Source organism: Sinobaca sp. TMA16-18 (assembly GCF_059510535.1).
Genome location: NZ_JCAKFM010000001.1, coordinates 25,133 through 45,930 on the forward strand (window position 1 = coordinate 25,133; position 20,798 = coordinate 45,930).

Annotated in this window: 25 protein-coding genes and 1 pseudogene; 6 read left to right on the forward strand and 20 right to left on the reverse strand. The window is 46.2% G+C overall.

Translation table 11 applies throughout. The features are described 5' to 3' along the window. Positions 1 to 23: 23 nt before the first annotated feature. Together AC5W14_RS00125 and AC5W14_RS00130 are read left to right on the forward strand one after the other, a co-directional pair. Positions 24 to 1,607, forward strand: coding sequence for a histidine kinase N-terminal 7TM domain-containing diguanylate cyclase (locus tag AC5W14_RS00125; RefSeq protein ID WP_496193421.1), 1,584 nt, complete (start codon positions 24 to 26; stop codon positions 1,605 to 1,607). Positions 1,608 to 1,757: 150 nt separating this feature from the next. Then, positions 1,758 to 3,350, forward strand: a complete 1,593-nt coding sequence (locus AC5W14_RS00130) for a histidine kinase N-terminal 7TM domain-containing diguanylate cyclase (RefSeq protein WP_496059617.1) — start codon at positions 1,758 to 1,760, stop codon at positions 3,348 to 3,350. 17 nt (positions 3,351 to 3,367) lie between these two features. Here AC5W14_RS00130 and AC5W14_RS00135 read toward each other — a convergent pair whose 3' ends face one another. Next, positions 3,368 to 4,693, reverse strand: coding sequence for a protoglobin domain-containing protein (locus tag AC5W14_RS00135; protein WP_496193422.1), 1,326 nt, complete (start codon positions 4,691 to 4,693; stop codon positions 3,368 to 3,370). Positions 4,694 to 4,820: 127 nt separating this feature from the next. Here AC5W14_RS00135 and AC5W14_RS00140 point away from each other — a divergent pair, with 127 nt between their 5' ends. Then, the gene (locus tag AC5W14_RS00140) at positions 4,821 to 5,918 is read left to right on the forward strand and encodes a DNA alkylation repair protein (RefSeq protein WP_496193423.1); all 1,098 of its coding nucleotides are present in this window, start codon (positions 4,821 to 4,823) and stop codon (positions 5,916 to 5,918) included. 14 nt (positions 5,919 to 5,932) lie between these two features. On the opposite strand, the gene AC5W14_RS00145 is transcribed toward AC5W14_RS00140, so the two are convergent. From AC5W14_RS00145 to AC5W14_RS00175, 7 genes are all read right to left on the reverse strand, one after another. Then, entirely contained in the window at positions 5,933 to 6,709 is a 777-nt protein-coding gene (locus tag AC5W14_RS00145) for a putative hydro-lyase (protein WP_496193424.1), read from the reverse strand. A 17-nt stretch (positions 6,710 to 6,726) separates the two neighbouring features. Then, the gene (locus tag AC5W14_RS00150) at positions 6,727 to 6,924 is read right to left on the reverse strand and encodes a TRAP transporter large permease subunit (protein WP_496193425.1); all 198 of its coding nucleotides are present in this window, start codon (positions 6,922 to 6,924) and stop codon (positions 6,727 to 6,729) included. An 11-nt stretch (positions 6,925 to 6,935) separates the two neighbouring features. Further along, complete coding sequence (locus AC5W14_RS00155) at positions 6,936 to 7,796, reverse strand: alpha/beta fold hydrolase (RefSeq protein ID WP_496193426.1); 861 nt, start codon at positions 7,794 to 7,796, stop codon at positions 6,936 to 6,938. 25 nt (positions 7,797 to 7,821) lie between these two features. Continuing rightward, the gene (locus AC5W14_RS00160; protein WP_496059611.1) at positions 7,822 to 8,607 is read right to left on the reverse strand and encodes a carbon-nitrogen family hydrolase; all 786 of its coding nucleotides are present in this window, start codon (positions 8,605 to 8,607) and stop codon (positions 7,822 to 7,824) included. 124 nt (positions 8,608 to 8,731) lie between these two features. Continuing rightward, positions 8,732 to 9,892, reverse strand: a complete 1,161-nt coding sequence (locus AC5W14_RS00165) for a dicarboxylate/amino acid:cation symporter (protein ID WP_496193427.1) — start codon at positions 9,890 to 9,892, stop codon at positions 8,732 to 8,734. Positions 9,893 to 10,032: 140 nt separating this feature from the next. Beyond that, positions 10,033 to 10,269, reverse strand: a complete 237-nt coding sequence (locus AC5W14_RS00170; RefSeq protein WP_496193428.1) for a hypothetical protein — start codon at positions 10,267 to 10,269, stop codon at positions 10,033 to 10,035. Between the two features lie 160 nt (positions 10,270 to 10,429). After that, positions 10,430 to 10,915, reverse strand: coding sequence for a glutathione peroxidase (locus AC5W14_RS00175; RefSeq protein ID WP_496059608.1), 486 nt, complete (start codon positions 10,913 to 10,915; stop codon positions 10,430 to 10,432). 157 nt (positions 10,916 to 11,072) lie between these two features. Between AC5W14_RS00175 and AC5W14_RS00180 the strand changes: the two genes are divergently transcribed. Then, on the forward strand, positions 11,073 to 11,345 hold the full coding sequence (locus tag AC5W14_RS00180; protein ID WP_496193429.1) for a hypothetical protein: 273 nt from the start codon (positions 11,073 to 11,075) through the stop codon (positions 11,343 to 11,345). A 29-nt stretch (positions 11,346 to 11,374) separates the two neighbouring features. Here AC5W14_RS00180 and AC5W14_RS00185 read toward each other — a convergent pair whose 3' ends face one another. The 3 genes from AC5W14_RS00185 to AC5W14_RS00195 form a co-directional block, all read right to left on the reverse strand. After that, the gene (locus tag AC5W14_RS00185) at positions 11,375 to 12,037 is read right to left on the reverse strand and encodes an HAD family hydrolase (RefSeq protein ID WP_496059667.1); all 663 of its coding nucleotides are present in this window, start codon (positions 12,035 to 12,037) and stop codon (positions 11,375 to 11,377) included. A gap of 105 nt (positions 12,038 to 12,142) precedes the next feature. Beyond that, the gene (locus tag AC5W14_RS00190) at positions 12,143 to 12,346 is read right to left on the reverse strand and encodes a hypothetical protein (RefSeq protein WP_496059606.1); all 204 of its coding nucleotides are present in this window, start codon (positions 12,344 to 12,346) and stop codon (positions 12,143 to 12,145) included. Between the two features lie 69 nt (positions 12,347 to 12,415). Then, positions 12,416 to 12,877, reverse strand: coding sequence for an N-acetyltransferase (locus AC5W14_RS00195; protein ID WP_496059605.1), 462 nt, complete (start codon positions 12,875 to 12,877; stop codon positions 12,416 to 12,418). A 281-nt stretch (positions 12,878 to 13,158) separates the two neighbouring features. On the opposite strand from AC5W14_RS00195, the gene AC5W14_RS00200 reads away from it, so the two are divergent. After that, a complete protein-coding gene (locus tag AC5W14_RS00200) occupies positions 13,159 to 14,007 on the forward strand; it encodes a LysM peptidoglycan-binding domain-containing protein (protein WP_496193430.1) in 849 nt (282 codons plus the stop codon). Positions 14,008 to 14,046: 39 nt separating this feature from the next. Here AC5W14_RS00200 and AC5W14_RS00205 read toward each other — a convergent pair whose 3' ends face one another. Together AC5W14_RS00205 and AC5W14_RS00210 are read right to left on the reverse strand one after the other, a co-directional pair. Continuing rightward, positions 14,047 to 14,424 carry an FAS1-like dehydratase domain-containing protein gene (locus AC5W14_RS00205; protein ID WP_496193431.1) on the reverse strand — a complete coding sequence of 126 codons (378 nt, stop codon included), beginning with the start codon at positions 14,422 to 14,424 and terminating at the stop codon, positions 14,047 to 14,049. Between the two features lie 86 nt (positions 14,425 to 14,510). After that, positions 14,511 to 15,485 (reverse strand): NAD(P)H-quinone oxidoreductase, encoded by a 975-nt coding sequence (locus tag AC5W14_RS00210; protein WP_496193432.1) that lies wholly within the window; start codon positions 15,483 to 15,485, stop codon positions 14,511 to 14,513. 150 nt (positions 15,486 to 15,635) lie between these two features. Here AC5W14_RS00210 and AC5W14_RS00215 point away from each other — a divergent pair, with 150 nt between their 5' ends. Then, a complete protein-coding gene (locus tag AC5W14_RS00215; protein ID WP_496193433.1) occupies positions 15,636 to 16,394 on the forward strand; it encodes an STAS domain-containing protein in 759 nt (252 codons plus the stop codon). 48 nt (positions 16,395 to 16,442) lie between these two features. Here the strand turns inward: AC5W14_RS00215 and AC5W14_RS00220 are convergent, their stop codons facing one another. The 7 genes and pseudogenes from AC5W14_RS00220 to AC5W14_RS00250 form a co-directional block, all read right to left on the reverse strand. Further along, on the reverse strand, positions 16,443 to 16,727 hold the full coding sequence (locus AC5W14_RS00220; protein WP_496193434.1) for a hypothetical protein: 285 nt from the start codon (positions 16,725 to 16,727) through the stop codon (positions 16,443 to 16,445). 26 nt (positions 16,728 to 16,753) lie between these two features. Further along, the gene (locus tag AC5W14_RS00225; RefSeq protein WP_496059599.1) at positions 16,754 to 16,984 is read right to left on the reverse strand and encodes a hypothetical protein; all 231 of its coding nucleotides are present in this window, start codon (positions 16,982 to 16,984) and stop codon (positions 16,754 to 16,756) included. A 16-nt stretch (positions 16,985 to 17,000) separates the two neighbouring features. After that, complete coding sequence (locus AC5W14_RS00230; protein WP_496059598.1) at positions 17,001 to 17,327, reverse strand: hypothetical protein; 327 nt, start codon at positions 17,325 to 17,327, stop codon at positions 17,001 to 17,003. Between the two features lie 134 nt (positions 17,328 to 17,461). Continuing rightward, entirely contained in the window at positions 17,462 to 19,057 is a 1,596-nt protein-coding gene (locus AC5W14_RS00235; RefSeq protein WP_496193435.1) for an ABC transporter permease, read from the reverse strand. Between the two features lie 13 nt (positions 19,058 to 19,070). Then, positions 19,071 to 19,967: an ABC transporter ATP-binding protein gene (locus AC5W14_RS00240; protein WP_496059596.1), complete on the reverse strand. Its 897-nt coding sequence runs from the start codon at positions 19,965 to 19,967 to the stop codon at positions 19,071 to 19,073. Beyond that, positions 19,918 to 20,433: a TetR/AcrR family transcriptional regulator gene (locus tag AC5W14_RS00245; protein ID WP_496059595.1), complete on the reverse strand. Its 516-nt coding sequence runs from the start codon at positions 20,431 to 20,433 to the stop codon at positions 19,918 to 19,920. Before AC5W14_RS00245 ends, AC5W14_RS00240 begins: the two co-directional genes overlap by 50 nt. Next, positions 20,434 to 20,604 (reverse strand): annotated as a pseudogene (locus AC5W14_RS00250) (TetR/AcrR family transcriptional regulator); the annotation flags it as partial. Positions 20,605 to 20,798: the final 194 nt, after the last annotated feature.

The following is a 20,798-nucleotide window of genomic DNA, read 5'->3' on the forward strand; positions in this document are numbered from 1 at the left end:
TATATATAGAAGGAGAAGAACCTATGTCGTCGACCGTTATAATCTATTTAATTATTGTATCCCTTGCCTCTCTATTAAGTTCTTTTCTTTCTATTTTCGGATTTATGCGGTTCCGGCATGCGCCGGGCGGCCGCTATTATATTATTGTTACCGCCTTGTCCGCCCTGTTTACCTTTTCCTATGCAATGGAAATATATAGCATGACTTATGAAGCGATGCGCTTTTGGCTCCGCGTCGAGTATATTGCACTGCCGCTGCTGCCTGTATTTATTCTCTTAATGGCTGCAGAATACTGCGGCCATAAAGTGCGACTATGGATGTCTTGTCTTGTGTTAATTATTCCTGTAATCACTATTATCATGCAAAACACAAATGAATTTCACTATATGTATTATACTTCTATGGGGGTAATCGTTAATAATCCGTTTTCAGTTATCTATTTGCAGCATGGCCCTTTTTATATGCTTCATGCTGTATTTTTTTACAGCTGCGTTTGTATCAGCATTGTGCTTCTGCTGCTGCAGCTTCGGAAATTAATCAAACCGTTTCGAAAGCAGACTTATTTGATGATTATCGGGCTTATTGTGCCGGGCATCGGCGGATTTTTGAACACCGTCAATACCGGCGCCGGAAGTATCGATTTGGTTCCTGTTTTTATGAGCCTGTCTTTTGTGTTTCATGGACTGGCGCTTACCTCCCTGCGCATGTTTGATGTAGCGCCGATCGCACGAGATATTGTGTTTGAAAGCATTGAGCAGGGAGTGCTTGTGCTAAACGATAACGATATTATTATTGACTACAATACCTCTTTTACAAGCCTGCCCCTGCATGTTACCGATCCACTCGTCGGCCATTCAATACATGAGGCGCTGAACAAACACGAAGATCTAATTACTGCTGTCGAGAAAGGCGAAGAATGTGATTTTTCTCTTCAAATCAACGAACGCCCTGCCCATTTTCACGTCCGTTTCTCTCCGGTGATGGATAAAAACAGCAACCACGCCGGGACCGTTGTTACCTTTCTCGATATTACAGAACGTGTAGCAATGGAAGAAACATTAAAACACCTGGCCAGCACGGACGGCCTTACCCAAATATACAACCGTACCTTTTTTACCGAACAGGCTGAAAAAAGTCTAAGCCTGCCGACGTCTCCACCCGTACAGGCAGCGCTTATCTTATTGGATATTGATTATTTTAAACAGGTTAATGACACATACGGCCATGATGCCGGAGACCAGGTGCTTACAAGCATTGCCCAAATCATTAGAAAAAGCCTGCGCCCGTCTGATATTGCCGGCCGTTATGGCGGGGAGGAGTTTATTTTATGTCTTCCCGGGACAACAAAAGGAGAAGCGGTGGAAAAAGCCCACACGCTTCGTCTGGCAATAGCCGGATTAAAAATTGTCACAGAAGAGTTTGATATTGAAGTGACTTCGAGTTTCGGGATTGCCCATGTGCTGCTTGATGAGCCGGCGGATGTCCCGGCAGTACTCAACAGGTTAACAAAAAAAGCTGATCTTGCTCTGTATGAGGCCAAGCGTGATGGCCGCAACTGCGTCCGCGTCTACGAGCACCTTTTGTCCGAGCCGGCAGGCTCCCGTTAACAGCACCTGCCGCCGGGCATTTTTTTCCTTCTTTTCCCTATTATTATAGGAATAACCATACCATTCGATATAAAGATTGTTTATACTATAGATAGTTCGTTATAAAATATACATGATCGTTCGGAACTGTTTATAGAGGAGGATACAGTAATGGGAGATTTAAGCCTCTACATGAGTGCTGTTGTGCTCAGCGGCGTTCTCAGCCTTATGCTCAGCATATTTGCCATTTTTAAAATTAAAGCTTCTCCCGGCGGGTTTTATTTTATTCTAGCTACGCTTTATACTGCCTTGTATGCCTTTGCGCATACGCTTCGTTTATCCGCCTCCTCCTTTGAAAATATAAGATTCTGGCTGAACGTGGAATATTTGTTTATCCCTTTTATTCCATTGTTTATTTTATTTATGTGTGTCCGCTATGTTGGATTAAAAATGCCATCCTGGCTTTTTCAGCTGCTATGCGTGCTTCCTGTAATCACTCTTTTAATGCAGCAGACAAGCCATCTGCACTCTTATTTTTATGCATCTGTTTCTTTTGATAACAGCGGGCCTTTTCCTGTTTTAAACCTGGTGCCGGGTCTGTGGTTCTATATACATTCTTTTTTTATGTTCTTCTGCCTGCTCTCAAGTGTTCTCATTTTGCTGCGCCAGCTGCAGCGCGTTTCTTCGAAATACAAAGTCCCTACCCTGTTAATGGCAGCCGGCATCTGCATTCCCATTCTATCCGGTATTCTTCATGCATATAATTTCCAGCCCGCCGGCCTTGATCTCGCTCCTGTGTTTTTGGCTGTTTCCTTTTTGTTTCACGGCTTTGCCCTTGTCATGTTTCCTTTTTTTCTTGTGGCTCCGATCGCAAGAGACCGGGTATTTGAAAATATGAAAGAGCCGGTCATCGTGCTGAATAAAAGCGACATGATTATAGACTATACCCGGCCCATGCAGGAGCTGGTACCCGAACTCTCAGATGATTCCATCGGCCAGCCCGCAGATAAAGTATTAGCAGATCATCCTAAATTCCTTAAGATTATATACCAGGAAAAAGAAGAAGACTTCACGTGGGAGACCGACGAAATAAACTACCACTTCCATCCCCGTTTTTCCTCTATCTATGATAGAAATAATACAGATATTGGGAAAATCGTTACATTAATTGATGTCACCACGCGCGTGGAAATAGAAAAAGAACTAAAAGAGCTTGCGACGATTGATTCTCTTACGATGCTTCTGAATAAAGCCGCCTTTATTGAGCGCGCAAACGATGCAAACAAAACGTTAAGCCGAAAAGGAGGCTATGTCAGCATCATTATGTTTGATATCGATTACTTTAAACAGGTAAATGATACCTTCGGCCACGAAGCCGGAGACAGGGCGCTGCGAAACGTGGCGCTTACGGTGAAAGACAACCTGCGTGCTTCCGATATTATCGGACGGTTCGGGGGAGAAGAGTTTATTATCTGCCTTCCCAACGTCCCATTAAAAACCGCTGTAAAAATTGCCGAGAATCTACGCCGGAAAATTGCCGCGTCGGCGATTACCATTGAAGATAAAAGCATTACGGTTACTTCCAGCTTCGGAGTTGCTTCAACCTACACCGCTGCCGGCACCCTGCCTCCCCCGCTTTGTCCTATCGCAGAACAGGCAGACCAGGCTCTATATAAAGCAAAAAGCCGCGGCCGGAACTGCGTGCAGTCCAACCTGCAGCTTGCTTCTTCCCGCCGGCCCGAAAAAAAACGGAACCTCTTTTAAAAGAGGTTCCGTTTTTTTCAGCGCTGCTGTTGTTCAAATTCTTCCCGTATCCGGCTGAGCCCTTCAGCCGAACCGGCCACCTCTGCCATGGCGTGTTCCATTTCCTTCATCACCGCAGCAAACGTCCCAAGCTCCATTTCAATTTTCTCGTTCTGTCCTTTTGACTCTTTCATCGCTGCCAGAATTTCGGCAAAATAACGGTCTGTCTCCGCCATGCCGTTCGTTCCTTCCTGGACGAGTAAATTAACTTGATCCACAGAAGCGGACACATTTTTCACCTGTGCATTGGTTTTGGCAATCAAGTCCGAGACAGTGGACGTAGAGTGTTTCGTCTGGGTTGAAAGCGCACGTATCTCGTCGGCTACGACAGAAAACCCTTTTCCGTGTTCGCCCGCACGCGATGCTTCAATTGCGGCGTTCAGCGCTAGCAGGTTCGTTTTCACCGCAATATCCTGAACGATATCGATCACTTCATTGATCTGCTGGGAAATGACCTGCAGTTCTTTGGAATCCTGCAGGATCGTATCCATGCTTTTTTTAATATAGGTCATGTTTTCACTTTGGTGCTCCACCTGGGTTTTGCCGCTCATCGAAGACGCCTCCGACTTATCGGCCAGGTCTGATCCCTGCTGGGCAAGCTTTAATATATTTTCCGACTGCACCGTTGTTTGTTTAATCGACACACTGGTTTCTTCAGATATAGCTGACAGCTCTTCGGACGTAACGTTGACCCGTTCGATGAACGTATCCGTCACGGCCTGATCTGCCAGACGAAGTCTCTCGTTTTCTTCTTCATAGGCTTCAAGAACGATCTGCTGTTCAAAATTAATCAACTTGCTTATAATAAGTACAGCCTGTGTTAATTCCTCCCGGCTTTCAATATGAGCTTCGGCGGTTTTAGCCAGTGAGTTCAGCAGATCCTGAAAAGCAGACATGTACCATTTCGTTTCCAGACCAATCCGTACGTGGGCATGGGCAATGCGCTTTCTTTTTGCCAAAAACGTATCATCAATCGTCCCATCAAACAACTCCACGATATGGGCTTTTAGCGTTGTTTTCAGACGCTCCACGTGGCTGTGTTTTTCAATGATCTCGAGAAGGTTGGGCTGTTTGGTAATATTGCCGTAAAACTGTTCGGTGATCCAATCTATGTTTTCTACCACTAGAGGCTTGAGTGATTTCACTATCGAAAGATCCGCTTCGCTTAAATTGATAATATGCAGCTGCCGGTGCACATCACTGCCGGATGGTATAGATAATGTGCCTTTCCCCTGATAAACGGGTGTGGATCCGTTTCCTTTTTTTCCAGTTCTTCTCAAGCCTGCTATTGTTAGAAATGCCATTCGATTATCTCCTTTTATCCCGTATAATATGGTATACAGTCTTTTTCTTACTATCGGCAGATTTATCAAATATTCCATCTATAGATATAAAATAGTTTACAATTAAGCATCTCAACGGGGGGATCATATGACAGCCAGTCTAAAAAGTATTTATAGTTCAGACTACGTGGAACGTCTTGGCGGCATACTCTCTGCGCTTTCGCCTGCCGTTTCTGTGGTAGATTTCCGAAACGCCGTATACCAGGGAGACTGGGAGCAGCTGGAATTTAAGCAGCGGGCTGCACGGATTGCCGAATCGATGCAGCAGGTCCTGCCTGATGGGTATCTCGAAGCACTCGAGGTACTTGACCAGGCCGCTCCTTCTTTTCAAGGGCTGGAAGGCATTGTCTTTCCTGAATTTGTGGCACGCTTTGGCCATCTGCACCGGGAGCGGTCCCTTCAGGCGCTGGAAGCCTATACGTGCTATTCCACCTCAGAATATGCGATCCGTTCCTTTTTAAAACATGACCTGAACGGCACATTGGCACGGATGGCTGTATGGACCCGCAGCCCGAATGAGCATATCCGCCGACTGGCCAGCGAAGGCAGCCGCCCACGACTGCCGTGGGGAGAGGGAATCCCTGCATTAAAAAAGAACCCTGAACTCACGCTTCCTCTGCTGGAAGAACTAGCTCAGGATCCGTCTCTGTATGTGCAGAAAAGTGTGGCCAATCATTTGAATGACATATCCAAAACCCATCCCGATTTATTTCTCGAAACGGTTACCCGCTGGAATGAAATTGGAGGACGTACCAGCTGGATCGTCAAACATGCGTCGCGCTCCCTGCTGAAAAAAGGCGACCTCCGAATATTAGGTCTGTTTGGATTTTATCCAGGCCGCACAGAAGTGTCCAATCTCACTATCGTTCCCGACAGGCTGCCTATCGGGAACAGCGCAGAGTTTTCTTTTCTCCTCTCGACCAAGAAGCGTACGAAGGTGAGGGTCGAATTCGCAGTGGATTATGTAAAAAACAGCGGCCGCCGCTCGCGGAAGGTATTTCATGTAACCGAAACAGAGGTGGCAGCTGACACGCACAGGCAATTCGTTAAAACCTTGTCCTTCCGGCAGTTAACGACCCGGGTTCATTATCCGGGCAGGCACACGCTGGCTGTTTTAATAAACGGTGAAGAAAAACAGGCGGTTGATTTTGAACTGATGGATTCACCAAAAGAGCCTCTTCCCTAAGGAAGAAGCTCTTTTTATTCACTTTTTTTATACACATCATGCGGCTGATCTGTAATAAACATATGGCCTGGTTCATGAGTAATCGCGAGCGATACTTCTGCTTCCAACAGTGCATTCTGCGGTGTTACCCCGCACGCCCAGAATACGGGTACTTCTCCCGGGCGGATCGTTACCGCGTCGCCGTAATCCGGGTTCCCTAAATTCGTAATGCCCAGATCGGTTGGATTTCCGACGTGAACAGGTGCCCCGTGCACATCAGGATATCGGGCGGTAATCTGTTCTGCTTTCTGGACGAGTGCTTCCGGGATCGGACGCATGCTCACGACCATCTTTCCTTGAAAAGGGAGTGAGGCTTCTGCCGGTATGGTTGTTTTATACATTGGTACATTGCGGTGCTCTTCTATATGACGGATCGGCACCGATTCCTTAAGCAGCGCAGCTTCGAATGTAAAGCTGCATCCGATTAGAAACGTTACAAAATCCTCTCTCCACAAATCCGTTATGTCCGTTTGCTGTTCCACATATGCGCCTTTTTTGTAAATACGATACTTCGGCACATCACTGCGGATATCCGATCCGGCCGCTAAAGAGGAAACGTAATCGCCCGCGGTCATTTCTTCGAGTACCGGACACGACTTTGGATTCAGACGCGTAAATTCCCGGAAAGCCGCGGCTTCTTTTTCGGGAAGAATCACTACGTTTGTCTGGGTGTACTCCGGCGCCATGCCGGTGGTAGGCCCGATATGGGAGCGGCTCCGTATCTGCAGACGTGCGTTTTCTGCCGATATCATTTTTGTTCTCCTCCTTCTTACTCTGCCGGCGGCGTATTGAACCAGCTTTCATAATTATCCGGAATAAACATAATAATATCCGGCAGATACGTAACAATAAGAAACACTGCCAAAAGAATGCTGATCTGCGGGATCAGGTATTTGAACATATCCGGTACTTTACTATTAGCAATTCGGGCGGTGACAAACAATGCCACCCCAAGTGGAGGGCCCATGCTGCCGCTCTTCAGCTATGAGCGTTTAAGAATGCTTGCAGCTTTTCCTGCATTTGATCGGAGTAACGACCAACCCAGATTAAATGGCCCCATGTGTCGAGCAGCTGCATTTCTGCCTGTTTTATATGCTTTCCCGCGTGATACATATGAGAACCGGCTACCGCTGCGTCGTTTCTGCTGTGCTGAATGAGCACTGGACATGTGATCTGTTCCAGAAGAGAAGGCACACACTCCCGGGCCAGAGCGATGTCGTTGAAAAAGCCGGTTTTCGACCGCTGCGTCTGCATCATATGCACAAATGCCGTTACGTCTTCCGGGCGGGTTTTGCCGGCTATGTTTTCATAAGGCAGCGTACTGAAAGAAGAGCTCATTGCTTTGTAAACAACGTCCGGCAGCTTCCGGCTGGCTGCAGCAAGCAGACGCCATGTCCCTTTTTCTGTATAACGATTAAACAGAATCCGGGCTGCAGTATATTCTTTATCTCCTGGCGCAAGCCACGTTTTTGTTACGGCAGACTGCAGCACGAGGCATTTTACCCGGTCGGGATAAAGTGCTGCCATTGCGATGCCTTCCGGTCCGCCGGCTGACATGGCAAGGATGGAAACCGAATTGATATTGCAGGCATCAAGCAGCTGTACCCAGCTTTCTGCAGCCATCTGCAGTGTGTTCCCGCATGCAAGGGACGTTTCCCCATAACCGGCACGGGAAGGCGTTATAATGGAATAACCTGCCTCGATAAGCTCTTTGTACCCCAGCTGTTCATAACAGTTCGAATGACCGCCGTGCATTACGAGTACAGCCGGTCCCGCCCCTCTTATCGTATATTCCAGCTGCCGGCCATCTTCCCGGTAGACCAATCCGATCTTATTCATCCTTCATCCCCTTCTGTCTAGTGGATTAATTATACAAGTCCGGTACTCTGCTTTTAAAAATAGGCACCTCTTCTCTTACTCGTTTCACGCTTTCCAGATCCAGTGTGTTCTGCAGCACTTCTTCTTTATCCGGGGTTCCTTTGGAAAGCACGCCTCCAAATGGTTCAATAAACATTGAACGTCCGGCAAACGTCGTGCCGTTATACGACCCTATGCGGTTGCAGGACACTACATACATTTGATTTTCAATCGCCCGGGCCACACTTAATGTTTCCCAGTGGGCTGCACGTGCATCCGGCCATTCCGCCGGTATAAACAAGACTTGAATGCCCTGCAGGGCCAGATCCCGGATAATTTCCGGAAAACGCAGGTCATAGCAGATAATAATCCCCATTTTAATGCCGTCCAGCTCAAACGCCTGAACCTTTTGTCTGCCGCCGCTCAGGTAGGTTGGTTCATCAAGCATGGGCACAAGATGAATTTTATCGTACTCGTATACGACATGGCCTTTTCTATCAATGACGACAGCCCGGTTGTAAATGTTATTGTCTTCTTTCACCGCGATTGACCCGCCGATGATATGAACATTATACTCTACAGCCAGTTCTTTAAGAAAAGTAACGGCCGGGCCGTTCGGTGGCTCCGCCAGATCGTCAAGTTCCTCCAGCGCGTAAGCAGTTGTCCACATTTCAGGAAGCATTACAATATCTACCGCAGGCTCCACATTCCGCTGAAACCACGCTTTTACTTTTTCCCTGTTGCGTTCCGGCTCTCCGGCAATAATATTCATTTGAAAAACGATAATATTCATGTCCAATCTCCTCTGTTTTCATCCTGTTTTATCTATTTATACCCTCTTCTTTCCAATAATAAAACAAAGACCCGCTCTTCACTATTGTTCGCCACAAAAAAGCAGAGCCCGCGGGCTCTGCTTTTTAATCCACGTCTATATTGGCTTTGCTGCTTTTTAAAGAGTTAATAATCATTGTAATGGCACCATCTCCGGTAACATTGGCTGCCGTTCCGAAGCTGTCCTGAGCCAGGTAAATGGCAATCATCAGGGCAACCGCTCCTTCATCGAAACCAAGCATGGTGGATAGTACCCCGACTGCTGCAACGACAGCGCCGCCCGGTACGCCGGGTGCTGCCACCATCATCACGCCGAGCGTCATAATAACAGGAATCATCGCCAGAAAGCCGGGAAACGCAAGCCCTGGATAAACGTACATGACGGCTGTGGCTGCTGTCACGATCGTAATCATGCTTCCTGATAAATGGATGTTCGCGCACAATGGCACGACAAAATTGGCTACAGCATGCCGCGCCTTTGTTTTTTTCACGGATTCCAGCGTTACCGGAATCGTAGCGGCACTGCTCATCGTACCTAATGCTGTGAAATAAGCAGGGAGCATCGTCTTTAGAAGCACAAAAGGATTTGTCCGGTTCAATGTTCCTGCAATACTATACTGAATCATAAGCCAGGCAAAATGCATTCCAATGGCGAGCAGCAGGACTATTCCAAATACGCCCAGCGTCTGCACGACAGTGCCTTCATAGCTCATTTCTGCAAATACACCTGCAATATAAAAAGGAAGCAGAGGGATCAGCACTTTACGAATCGACAGTTCTACAATGGACTGCCCTTCCGTGAAAAAGCCAAGCAGCTTTTGAGAACCGGTAGCGGCAATCCCAATACCAAACACAAATGCCAGCACGAGAGCCGTCAATACATCAAACACCGGCTCAATCGTGAAATCAATAAATCCTTCCATTTCAGAAGGCTGGGCTGCTTCTCCTCCTGTCAGACCTAAAGCAGGAAGTACAAACACGACCACCGTTAACGCAAAAGTTCCTGCCAGCACCGTAGACGCGTAGGCTGTCCCGACGGTGGCCCCCAGGATACGCCCCGCTCCTTTTCCGAGGGAAGCAATACCTGCTGTAATAAAAAACAGGATAATCAACGGAACCATAAAGAAAATAAACGTTCCGATCAGTTCTTTTATGGTTACCATCAGCTGTACGGTCGTTTCATTTCCCGCATAGCCAATAAGTGCCCCGGCTGCAATGCCGGCAAGTAAGCGAATGATTAATTTCATATGTATCCTCCAATAACTGCGTTAGACTCGTCATGCACCCCTCTCATTTTACCGGTATTCAGCCAACAAACAATCCTTTTCGTAAATTTGTCATAAAGAGCAGGACAATTTCATTTCACGCAGGTGCTGCGGCTTCATTTTTACTGGTATTTCACGTATAGTATCGCAAAATGTTTGAGCATGTCATGAATCGTCTGCTGATCGTTTTTAATATGATGAAGCATGCTCATTACTTCTTCTTGTTCTTCCTGGGAAGAAGACAAAATAACCCCTATCATAAAATCACTTTCTATCATGTGCAGCTTATTATCCAGCACAAAGGTATAACGCTGTGCCTCTATAGGATGAAACTTAAAAAATGTTTGTATGTTATTCATTGGCATAATCAACAGCAGGCCGGGCCCGCCCTTCACCACCTTTTCTAATAAATCGGAATGGTTATTATTATGCTATAAGAAGCCTGCCGCCGCAAGTCTTTTGTCTTATGGATAAAAAGTTCTGTGCCTATAAAAAAGCGGCCTCCCGGGCCGCACTGTCTTACTCGTTTTTTTCAAGAAGTCTGCGGATATCGTCTTCCATATCCTTTGGTGCTGTTTTCGGGCCGTAGCGGGAAACTACTCTGCCTTCCTGGTCTACCAGAAACTTCGTGAAGTTCCATTTGATAGCAGAGCCGAACACGCCGCCTTCTTCTTTCTTTAAGTATTTATATAAAGGATGGGCCTCCGGTCCGTTCACTTTTACTTTCGCAAACAGGGGAAACGTTACGCCGAAATTCACTTTGCACGTTTCTTCCATCGCTTCATCCTCTACAGGTTCCTGGTTCAGAAAATCATTGGATGGAAATCCGACTACGGCAAGGCCTTCCTCTTTATAGTTTTTATGGAGCGCTTCGAGTCCGTCAAACTGAGGAGCAAGCCCGCATTTGGTCGCTGTATTTACGATCAGCATGACCTGCCCTTTATAATCGGATAATGCCTTCTCCTCTTCTTTAGGGGTTTTCACTGTAAAGTCATGTACACTCATTTTTATCCTCTCCTTTCTTTATTTACTATAAATAACTTTAAAAAGAACCGCAATGAATCGAGCTTCCCTGCAGGCATCATGCTTTCTGTGCATGTCACGATTTGGTACACTGAATAGGAACTGTTAGAAAGAAGGAGAGTAATACGCTATGAGCTTTATGATTGTAAATTACGAACTGGCTATCACCGGCCGGCAGCGTGATTTCGGCGCTATTGAAAAGTATATCCGCACCTCATTTAAATCAAGAGAGCTTACCAGCTCCTGCTGGATGATTGAAACGTCCTTCCGGCAGACGCCGGCGCAGATTGTCGCCGAAATTTATTCCCTGCAGGATGTCGATGAAGACCATGACCGTGTGATCGCCGCAATCGTCAGCCCGGGAAACCCCGGCCTGTATTCCTCCCGGAATGAACGAGCCAATCAGGCATAAAAAAGGAATCCCATCGTGGGATTCCTTTTTTATGCTTTTTCATTAATATATTGGATCAATTCCTGCAGTTCCATGTCTGCCATCGATTCCAACTGATGGGACACTTCCCCGAATTCCATTGCTTTCGTGACCGTATTCGGAAACACCACACAGGCCATTCCCGCTCTTCTTGCAGCTAGCGCCCCATTTGCCGAATCTTCAAATACGAGACACTCCTCCGGGGAAAGACCGAGCTGTTTGGCCGTTATTTGATAAAGCGCAGGATCGGGTTTGACAATCTCCACGTCATCTTTCGTATTGATCGTTTCAAAATGATCATACAGCCCTAATGTCTTCAAATGACGGGACACCCAGGAATAATCGGAGCTCGAGGCGAGACCGATTTTTAAATTCAGGTGCGAAGCGGCCTGAAGGTAGTCATGCACGCCGGGACGCGGCTGTTCAGACGACAACTTTTCCACGAAGGTTTCGTTCAGTCTTTTTTCAAGCACCTCATGTTCAACCGGGGTCTGCAGCTGCTCTTCCAAATAGGAAAACGGCCTGAATCCCGTGTACGTGCCAATCTGTTCCTGCCACAATGCCAGCGGCAGTTCGTGGCCGTGCTCTTTGTATATCGTATTCATCACTTCATATTGATGGGTTTCTGTATCGAGAATCAATCCGTCAAAATCGAATATAACGCCTTTAATCATCGCTGCCACTCTCCTTTTGTCTTCTGCATTATAAAATATCTATTCTTTCCTGGCAATCAAGAAAGCCCGGCAAAAAAAACACATCCCGGAGGATGTGCGGTTTGTTTATGCTTCCTGGTGAGCTTGATCGATGGTAATCAGGACAACATCCTTCATTAAAAAACGGTGGAGCGTTCCGGAGGAATCATGAAACTGAATTTCATTTTCAGCAAAAATACGGTTGCTGAGCGATTCAGAAGGTTCATCTGTTTTGATCATATGAACAACAGAAAAGTCTTTGGAAAAGTAATACGTTACGCGGTAATGCATACAGCAGGCACCTCCTTTATTCTCTCTACTTCGTTTGTATTCGCTGTGTCCTGCCGTTATCCCTTTCCTTTATACATAAACGACCATTGCAACTTCGTCACAGTTGGTAAATTTCGCGCAGTGTATGCAGTCTTTCCACACTTTCTGCGGCATCGTTTCCTTCTGGGTGATATGAAATCCACATTTTTCAAAAAAAGGAACCTGGTAGGTGAGTGAAAGAAGCTTTTCGATGCGGCGCTCTCTTGTTTCTTCCACGATCCGCTCGACCAGTTTGCTGCCGATTCCCTTGCCCTGTCCGCTTTTATTTACCGCGAGGGAGCGGATTTCTGCCAGAGAAGGATCAAAGACGGTAATTCCTGCCACGCCGTAAATCAAAGAAGCTTCTTCTGCCACAAACATTGCTTCTGCTTCTATCTCCTGCCGGATTGCTTCACGGGTGCGATGAAGCATAAGCCCCTGCAGGGCGTAATCGTAAACAATGCTATATATAGATTCTACATCCCCCGGCCGGGCTTTTCTTATCGTAACCATGATCTTTCTCCTTTATCCTTTTACTCTTTCATTCAGTGTAATGGAAACCAGGATAAATGTAAATAAATAATCATATAAATGTATTTTTATTCATTTTCATGTTTATAAAAATTTTGTTCTATTCAGCGAATTTTTGTTTCTTTTCCTTCTTTTAAAGGTATAATAAGAGTAGTACCAATCCTCTATATCACCCCATCCTGATTCCATTTTTCCTTTTTTCGTATTTAAAATGTACATGTTGCATTTTAGTGAAACCCACTAACGAAAAGGAGTTGTTGAAAATGGTTTCTTCCCTTCCTACCCGCTCAACCAGCCACCAGAACAAAAAGGTCGTACGCCGGAAAGTATGGCGGGTCTCGCTTGCATCCAGTATAGCGGCTGCCGGTTTCTTAACATTATCCACTGCCGGAAGTGCGTGCGCATGCAGTGAGGATTACCGGGTTCAGCCAGGTGACACCCTTTACTCGATTGCCAACAAACACAAAGTTACCGTCGAACAGCTGCAAAGTGTAAATGAACTGCATTCGTACATGATCCGTTCCGGACAGACGCTTCTCGTCCCTATAGAAGCTGCCAATAATGAGAATGCCAATCAAGGAAAAGGCGTTCCACTTGACCAGTTTCAGAACAGTAAATCCAAATCAGGCAGTTATACCGTGGTATCGGGAGACACCATGTACCGCATTGCCCGGGCCCACAACATGACCGTGCCTGCGCTGCAGCAGTTAAATAAGAAAAAGGGCACAACCATTTACGTCGGGGAAAAGCTGAAAGTAAAAGCCTCTCCTGCCGCCACCACTGCCAAAGCGTCTTATAAGGTACAGCCGGGTGATACGATGTATTCGCTCGCTAACCGTTTCGGCACTACCGTTTCTTCATTAAAACAACTAAACAACAAAAAAACTTCTGCGCTTTGGGCCGGAGAAAGCTTAAAAATCCCCAATGTGATAACTACAAAAGCCAAATATATCGGCCAGGGCGACAACCACACGCTCTATTTTCAGATAAACGGTAAAGAAACAGCGGTTAGCAAAGCATACAGCACCACCTACTCCCTGAAAGAAGGCAGTACGGTTACCCTGCATTACACCACAAAAGGGGCCCGTCCTGCAGTGGTCGCTGTCTATTAATCATGAATCCAGGCCCCTTCCATACAGGAAGAGGCCTTTTTAACGATGCAGAATAACGCCGATGCTTGTACCGCGCAGCACTTCTTTTCCGTTCTGGTTGCGGTATGTCGAGCGGAGCGACACGACCTGACGGGCTTCTTCTTTATCGACAGTAAGAATTTCGAGTTCACACGTTACTGTATCTCCACTGAAGACCGGGCGCAGAAATTCACTGTTTAGTTCTCTTGCAATATAATGCAGCCCTCCGCCAATTTTCGTGCCGATGCTTGCGGTCAGCAGCCCGTGAACCATCACCCGTCCTTTTTCATCTTCTTCCATATGATGCCTGCCGGTATCTCCTGTTATTTCGGCAAAATGGCGAACTTCCTCCCGTTGGAACGTTTTTTCTTCCCGAAATACATCGCCTGGTTTAACCATCGTTTTCCTCCTCTAAAAAATGAATGAATATTCATTCTCTATTCTACCATAACCGAGCAGGAAGCGATGCTGCTCCTTGCTTGCTTTCAGCTGACCCGCAGAATAATTTTACCGATATTTTTGTTGGATTCCATTTTTGTGTGGGCGGCGGACGCTTCTTCCAGGGAAAATACTTCGTCCACTACCGGTGCCAGATCCCCGCGTTGAAATAAATGCATGGTATGTTTCACAAAATCGGCAGTGAGTTCCGCTTTGTATTCACTGCTTCTTGGTGTTAACAATGTCCCTGTAATCTGAACGCGCTTTAAGAGTACGTCCATTAAATTCATTTTTTCCACAACCGCGCCTCCGAGTATACCGATCAACACCCAGCGTCCGTCGGTTCGTACGCTATTTAGGTTTTTTTCCCAGTAGGAGGCTCCGATAAAGTCCAAAATCAAGTCTACACCCGTATTGTCTGTAACGTTTAGTACTTCTTTCTCAAATTTTTCGGTTTTGTAGTTAATGCACACGGAAGCACCAAGATTACGGCACGCATCGAGTTTTTTCTGCGATCCTGCGGTTACAATGATCCGTGCCTGGCTGAGCCTGTGGGCAAGCTGCACCGCGGCGGTTCCTACACCGCTTGCCCCTGCATGAATAAGAACCGTTTCTTCTTTTTGAAGCCGTCCAATCCAGTAGAGCGTCTGAAACGCCGTTAGAAATACCTCAGGAATGGCTGCGGCTTCCTCGAAGGACAAAGATGAGGGTATCGGCATCGCCCGGTCAGCGGGCATTACGGCGTATTCTGCATAGCCGCCGCCTTCGACAAGTCCCATTACCCGGTCTCCTTTCTGCCAGGACCAGCTGTCGCTCTCCACTACCGTACCGGCTACTTCTATTCCAAGGATAGGATTTTTCATGTAACCGGCTTTCCCTTCACGTGCTAGAATATCCGTCCGGTTAATTGCAGCGGCTTCTACTTTAATTAAAAGCTCACGCCTGCCCCGTTCCGGCAGCGGCTGATTTGTTACCTGCAGCTGATCTGCACCGCCAGCTTCCTTTACCGTTACAGCTCTCATGTATAAAACTCCTTTGTTTATAGTAAACAGCTCATGTTATATTCCTTCTTTTTTCTATTGCCAAATCCTGCCGATTTTAAAGCGGAAGGCTGGCATTATGTGGTAACCTATAATCAAAAGAATATGACTTTACGATGGAGGCGGTATCCTATGTCAGGTATTGGCAGCATTCCTTCAAATATGAGTTCCCGGACCATTCTTAACAGTATTGGTGAAAATGTAATGCTCTTGGATAAGGAGTATACAATCATTTGGGCGAATAAACAGGCGGCGGTATTATTGAAGGAAGCTGCCCCGTTGTTTTATATGACTGGACCGGAAGATTTTATCGGCGTTTCCATTCATCATTTTTATGATTTAAGCGCGCATCAGCTCGATGTGATGAAGCACATGCAGCAGACACAGCGGACACGCATTACGATAAAACAAACGATCGTTGCCGATATTGTCATTACTCCTCTCCAGGAGGAAGACCACATTATTGGTTTTGTTGTAATGCTGATGGATGTGACCTCACGAGCGGAGGAAGAAAAAAGAAAAGAAGCATGGTACCGGAAGCTGTCTATTCCAATCGTACATATTTGGGACCGCACGATCGTGCTGCCTATGATTGGAGAATTCAATGAAGAACGTGCCGGGCACATGCTGCACTCTCTTTTAGAAGAATGCAGCACACATCGAATCGAGTACGTTATATTAAATCTGGGCGCAGTATATGAATTCGAAGATCGTTTGAAATACTATATTCAGCGGGTGCATGACAGCCTGAAATTAGTCGGCACGCAGTGTATTGTTGTTGGCATGAGCAGCAATCTTGCTATGACTATGGGGAATCTGGAACGGAATATTCCTACCTTCCCTCATTCCAAAACCGGACTAAAATATGTGATGAAACAGATGAATCCCTAAGCGTCTTACCGCCAAAAAGTCCCCGGCTTGAGCCGGAGACTTTCCATGTCACGCTTCATTTAGTTCACCGGCTCCTTGAAACACAAGGAGCTTTTTATTTTGTTCTACGTTTTCAGACGTAAAGGTACGCCCGGTAAACATCGTATCATCTACTGTGTAAAGCTTTAAATAGTACTCATCCGTATGGTGCAGTCCTTCTTCTTCCAGGGTTAGTACCGGATGATGCATCTCAAACTGCCAGCTGTCTTCCGTGTTTTCCACAGATAAAATGCCACCCTGGCAGTCGATGAATTGATCATTGATGTAGACCAGTTTGATCTCAATGTCTCTCATACGTGAATCCTCCCCCGAAATAAACGTTAATTAGCGTTTTTCTTCCGGTCTTCTTCCAGCTTGTTTAATGAGGAAATAATGTGCTTGTCTTCTGTATCGTTGTTTACTCCTAAAGAGGCAATTCGTTCATCTTTGAGCCACTGCGTATAAATTTTGTAGCCGTTGGAGTTAAATTTATTTTTTGTTTCTTCTTTCGTGGCTTCTTCGTCAAACACGAATCCACGCTCCGTTAATACTTCTTCACTGTATTGCTTCATGGACTGTCATTCCTTTCTATCCGTTGTGTGTTAATTTTTCTTCGACTTCGGTTAAAGGCTCCGTTCCCTGAAATTTGTAATTGTAGACGCCTTGATTCTTTTTGTCGCCGTGTAAAGGAATCGGCCGCGCCCGTCCTTTATATGTGCCGAATTTATCATTATCCGAGTAAATCGTCAATTCCACGCTTCCATCTTTTGTTTTTTGAAAATCTTTCAACGTGAGGTTCAAATACTGGACCTGAAGGACCCACCTGCTGTTGGAATGCCACTCAAGCACCATTTTATCGGCTTTATAATGGGTTTTTCCATTGATCGCAATTTTATTAACACCAATTCTTCTCATCGTGCAGACCCTCCTTTAGGTTATATAAAAACATACCCGTTTTCGAGAAACTTATACCCGAAATAGATTTCCACGTTTTTGTTTACATAATAATAATATAGACAATAATATAATCAACTGTTTATTTGTACATATTATCCATTCGTATCCCGTCTCATAAACCCTATAAATCCGGCTGTCCCGAGCAGAATGGCTGTAATCACCAATCCTATGATTGGCATGGTATTCACGTCTTCTAATGGATATGATGCTACCCAGCCAAACGGTGTCAGTTCGGCTACCCAGTCCGGAAACTGAAAGATCCCCCCAAAATATACAGCCACATAGGAATAGCCTAAATACAGCCAGACTATAAACGTATACTTGGGGAAAAACCCAATCAGGAGAACAGCCAGACCGGTCATCACCCATAAAGCCGGGAGATAAAGAGAGGCAGAAGTAAACACCGTAGAAATTGAGATGCTTTCCTGGTCTATCGCCAACGCCATCCCACCAGCTGTTGCAAGCAGCATCACGATACTAAGCGTAACGGAAAGAATCGCATAACTGCCTAGCAGCTGCACCCGGGAAACCGAACGGCCCAGTATGTGCTGCAAGCGTTCTTTTTTCTCTTCCGTTTTTATTTTCAATACAGCTATGACAGCAGGAATGGTTCCAATAAGAGACATGACAGCCATTAAAATCGGCAGAAACTGCTCGCTTAGCGTGAAATCAGAAGTCTGCGAAATAATTCCCTGTATGACATCCGTTGTTTCAAAGAAAGCCTCCGTATCGGTCAATACCGATCCGTACGTGATACCAAGCAGCAGAAGAGCAGCAGTCCAGAATAATATACCGGTCCGCTGCAGCCTGAAAGCAAGTCCACCTGGTCCCTGCAGCAGCAGTCCAGCTTCTTTTTTTCCTTTTTTGGCTGAAAACAAACCAGCTCCTGTGTCTCTTGCTGCATTGATATACAGGGCGATACCTGCTGTTAGGAGCACTGCAGCCGCTAACAGCCACAGCGGCCACCAGATGTTGTTTACAAAGACTTCCGTCTGCTGCGCCCACCCTATCGGAGACAGCCAGGAGAGAGCATTTTCATTCACATCTCCAATGGCACGAAGGGCATACGTGGTCATTAATAAACCAAACGCCAGACCGGTCGCGGTTTTGGCGCCCTGGGCAAGCTGTGCGGAAAGAGCCGTTCCCGCTGCAAAAAAACACCCGCACAGCCCGATAGCGGCAGAATAGAGAAAAGCACCTGCCCCATCAATGCTCTCAATATTAAGCATCATTAATGCCGCTGTCATCATTAGAACTAAAACGGCATTTAAAAAAAACGCCGTGCCAATCACTGAAGCTAATGAAGACATTCTGCCGATTGGCAGGGCTATCAGCATTTCTGTCTTTCCGTCCTCTTCATCGCCTCTTGTATTGCGGCTCACAAACAGGATATTCATGATGCCGGCTGTAAGGGCCGTCATCGCAAGCATCTGATGGCCCAGCATAGCGCCATACGTATAATTATCCAATCCATAGCCGCGCCCTACTATCGCTGTTGTCGCCGGGTTTACCATCGCCGTCGTAAGCGCCTGGCGTTCTGCCTCGGAGGGGTAAAGTCCTAAAAAGGAGGCTGCCGTTCCGGCAGTTATTCCAACCAATACTATCAGCCATATGAGAAAACGAAGCTTGTTGCGCTTGATGACAAACCAGGACAGTTTTTTCGTTTGGGCAAATAAAGACTGATACATCTTCCTTCCCCCTCTATTGCGCTTTTGGACGCGCGGTTTCATAATGGCGCAAAAACAAATCTTCCAGCGTAGGAGGTGCACTTTCGAGCCGGGTAATCCCAAAAGAACTGACAAACGCCATCACATGCTCCAGTTCTTCTGTATCCACCTGGAATTGAAGAGCACCTTCTTTATGGGTCATTTCGTGGACACCTTTTAAAGAAGACAGCCCCTGCGGCGGTTTCTTCGTCTCCAGCAGCAGAGTGGTTCTCGTTAAATGACGAAGATCGGCAAGACTGCCGGTTTCGATAATTTCCCCCTGACGGATAATGCTGAGCCGGTCGCACAGTTTCTCCACTTCGGACAGAATATGGCTTGATAAAAGCACACTTTTTCCATTTTTCCTTGCTTCCAGTACCTGCTTTTGAAAAATCTTTTCCATCAGCGGATCGAGTCCGGATGTTGGTTCATCCATAATATACAAATCTGCTTCAGACGCAAAGGCAGCGATCAATGCCACTTTCTGCCGGTTTCCTTTTGAATAGGCTCCGCACTTTTTAGCCGGATCCAGATCGAACATCTCGATGAGCTCGCTGCGCCTCTTCGCATTCTTCGTTCCATGAAGCTTCATAAACAAGTCAATAACTTCTCCGCCCGTTAAATTCGGCCAGAGGCTGACGTCACCCGGAACATAGGCAATTCGCTTATGCACGGCGACCGCTTCTTTCCATACATCCTTTCCAAAGATACGGGCACTTCCGCTTGTTGCTTTAATCGCACCCAGCAGCACACGAAGCGTCGTGGACTTTCCTGCCCCATTCGGGCCGATAAATCCGTAAACCTCGCCTTCTTTCACTTCGATACTCACTCGATCAAGTGCCTTAACCCGTCCAAACGTCTTTGTCAGCTCCGTCGTCTCCAGAATAGTCATGACAGCTTACCTCCTGTTTATAGAAGCTTTTTTTTAATATGTCTAAATAGTCATGAAATTCATCCCAAAAAGGCTCCATTTTTATTTCACTTATCATTTTCCCGTGCAGCCTGTGCTTTATATCATTGCCGTAACCTTCCACTGCCCAGGTGATCAGCTTAAATACTTTTTCTACATCGACGTCGTCCCGGAAAAGTGTCATATCGACGTTATGGTACATCTTGCTGTAGCCAAGCCTCGTCAATTCCTCATATTTTTCCCGCAGGGACGGGCTCCACTCTTTTTCGTCTGATAGAAACAACGTGCCGAGAAACGCAAAAAGATACGGATGCGATAAGTAACAGTGTAGTTTCTGCTCCGATGTTTTCCGGTAGCGCTCGATAAAATCAGTTTCGGACTCATCAATGTAGGCATAATATTCCGTTTTGATAAATTCCATGCTGTAGTCCACTAAATATTCGTACATGCCTTTTTTGCTTTTAAAGTAATAAAACAGCATCCCTTTACCGATCTGGGCATCTTTAACGATATTGTTTGTGGACGCCTGCTTGTATCCATTGTCGCTGAATTCTTTTAATGCGGCGTCCAGAATGGCTTTTTTCTTCTCCGGCTGCAGGTTTGCAAAAGATGTTGTAATAAGCCATCCCTCCGTTCATTTTTATTAGACCGCATTGGTCGACTTAAATATAGCATGTTCGACCGTTCTGGTCAATTTACTTTTTTTCCTTCAAATGTTTACAGAACCTGCCGATAACTAGAGTATGCGCCTCCCATAAATGAGACCCTCTGCACGTGATATTAGAAACACCAAAACATACATATGGAGGAATA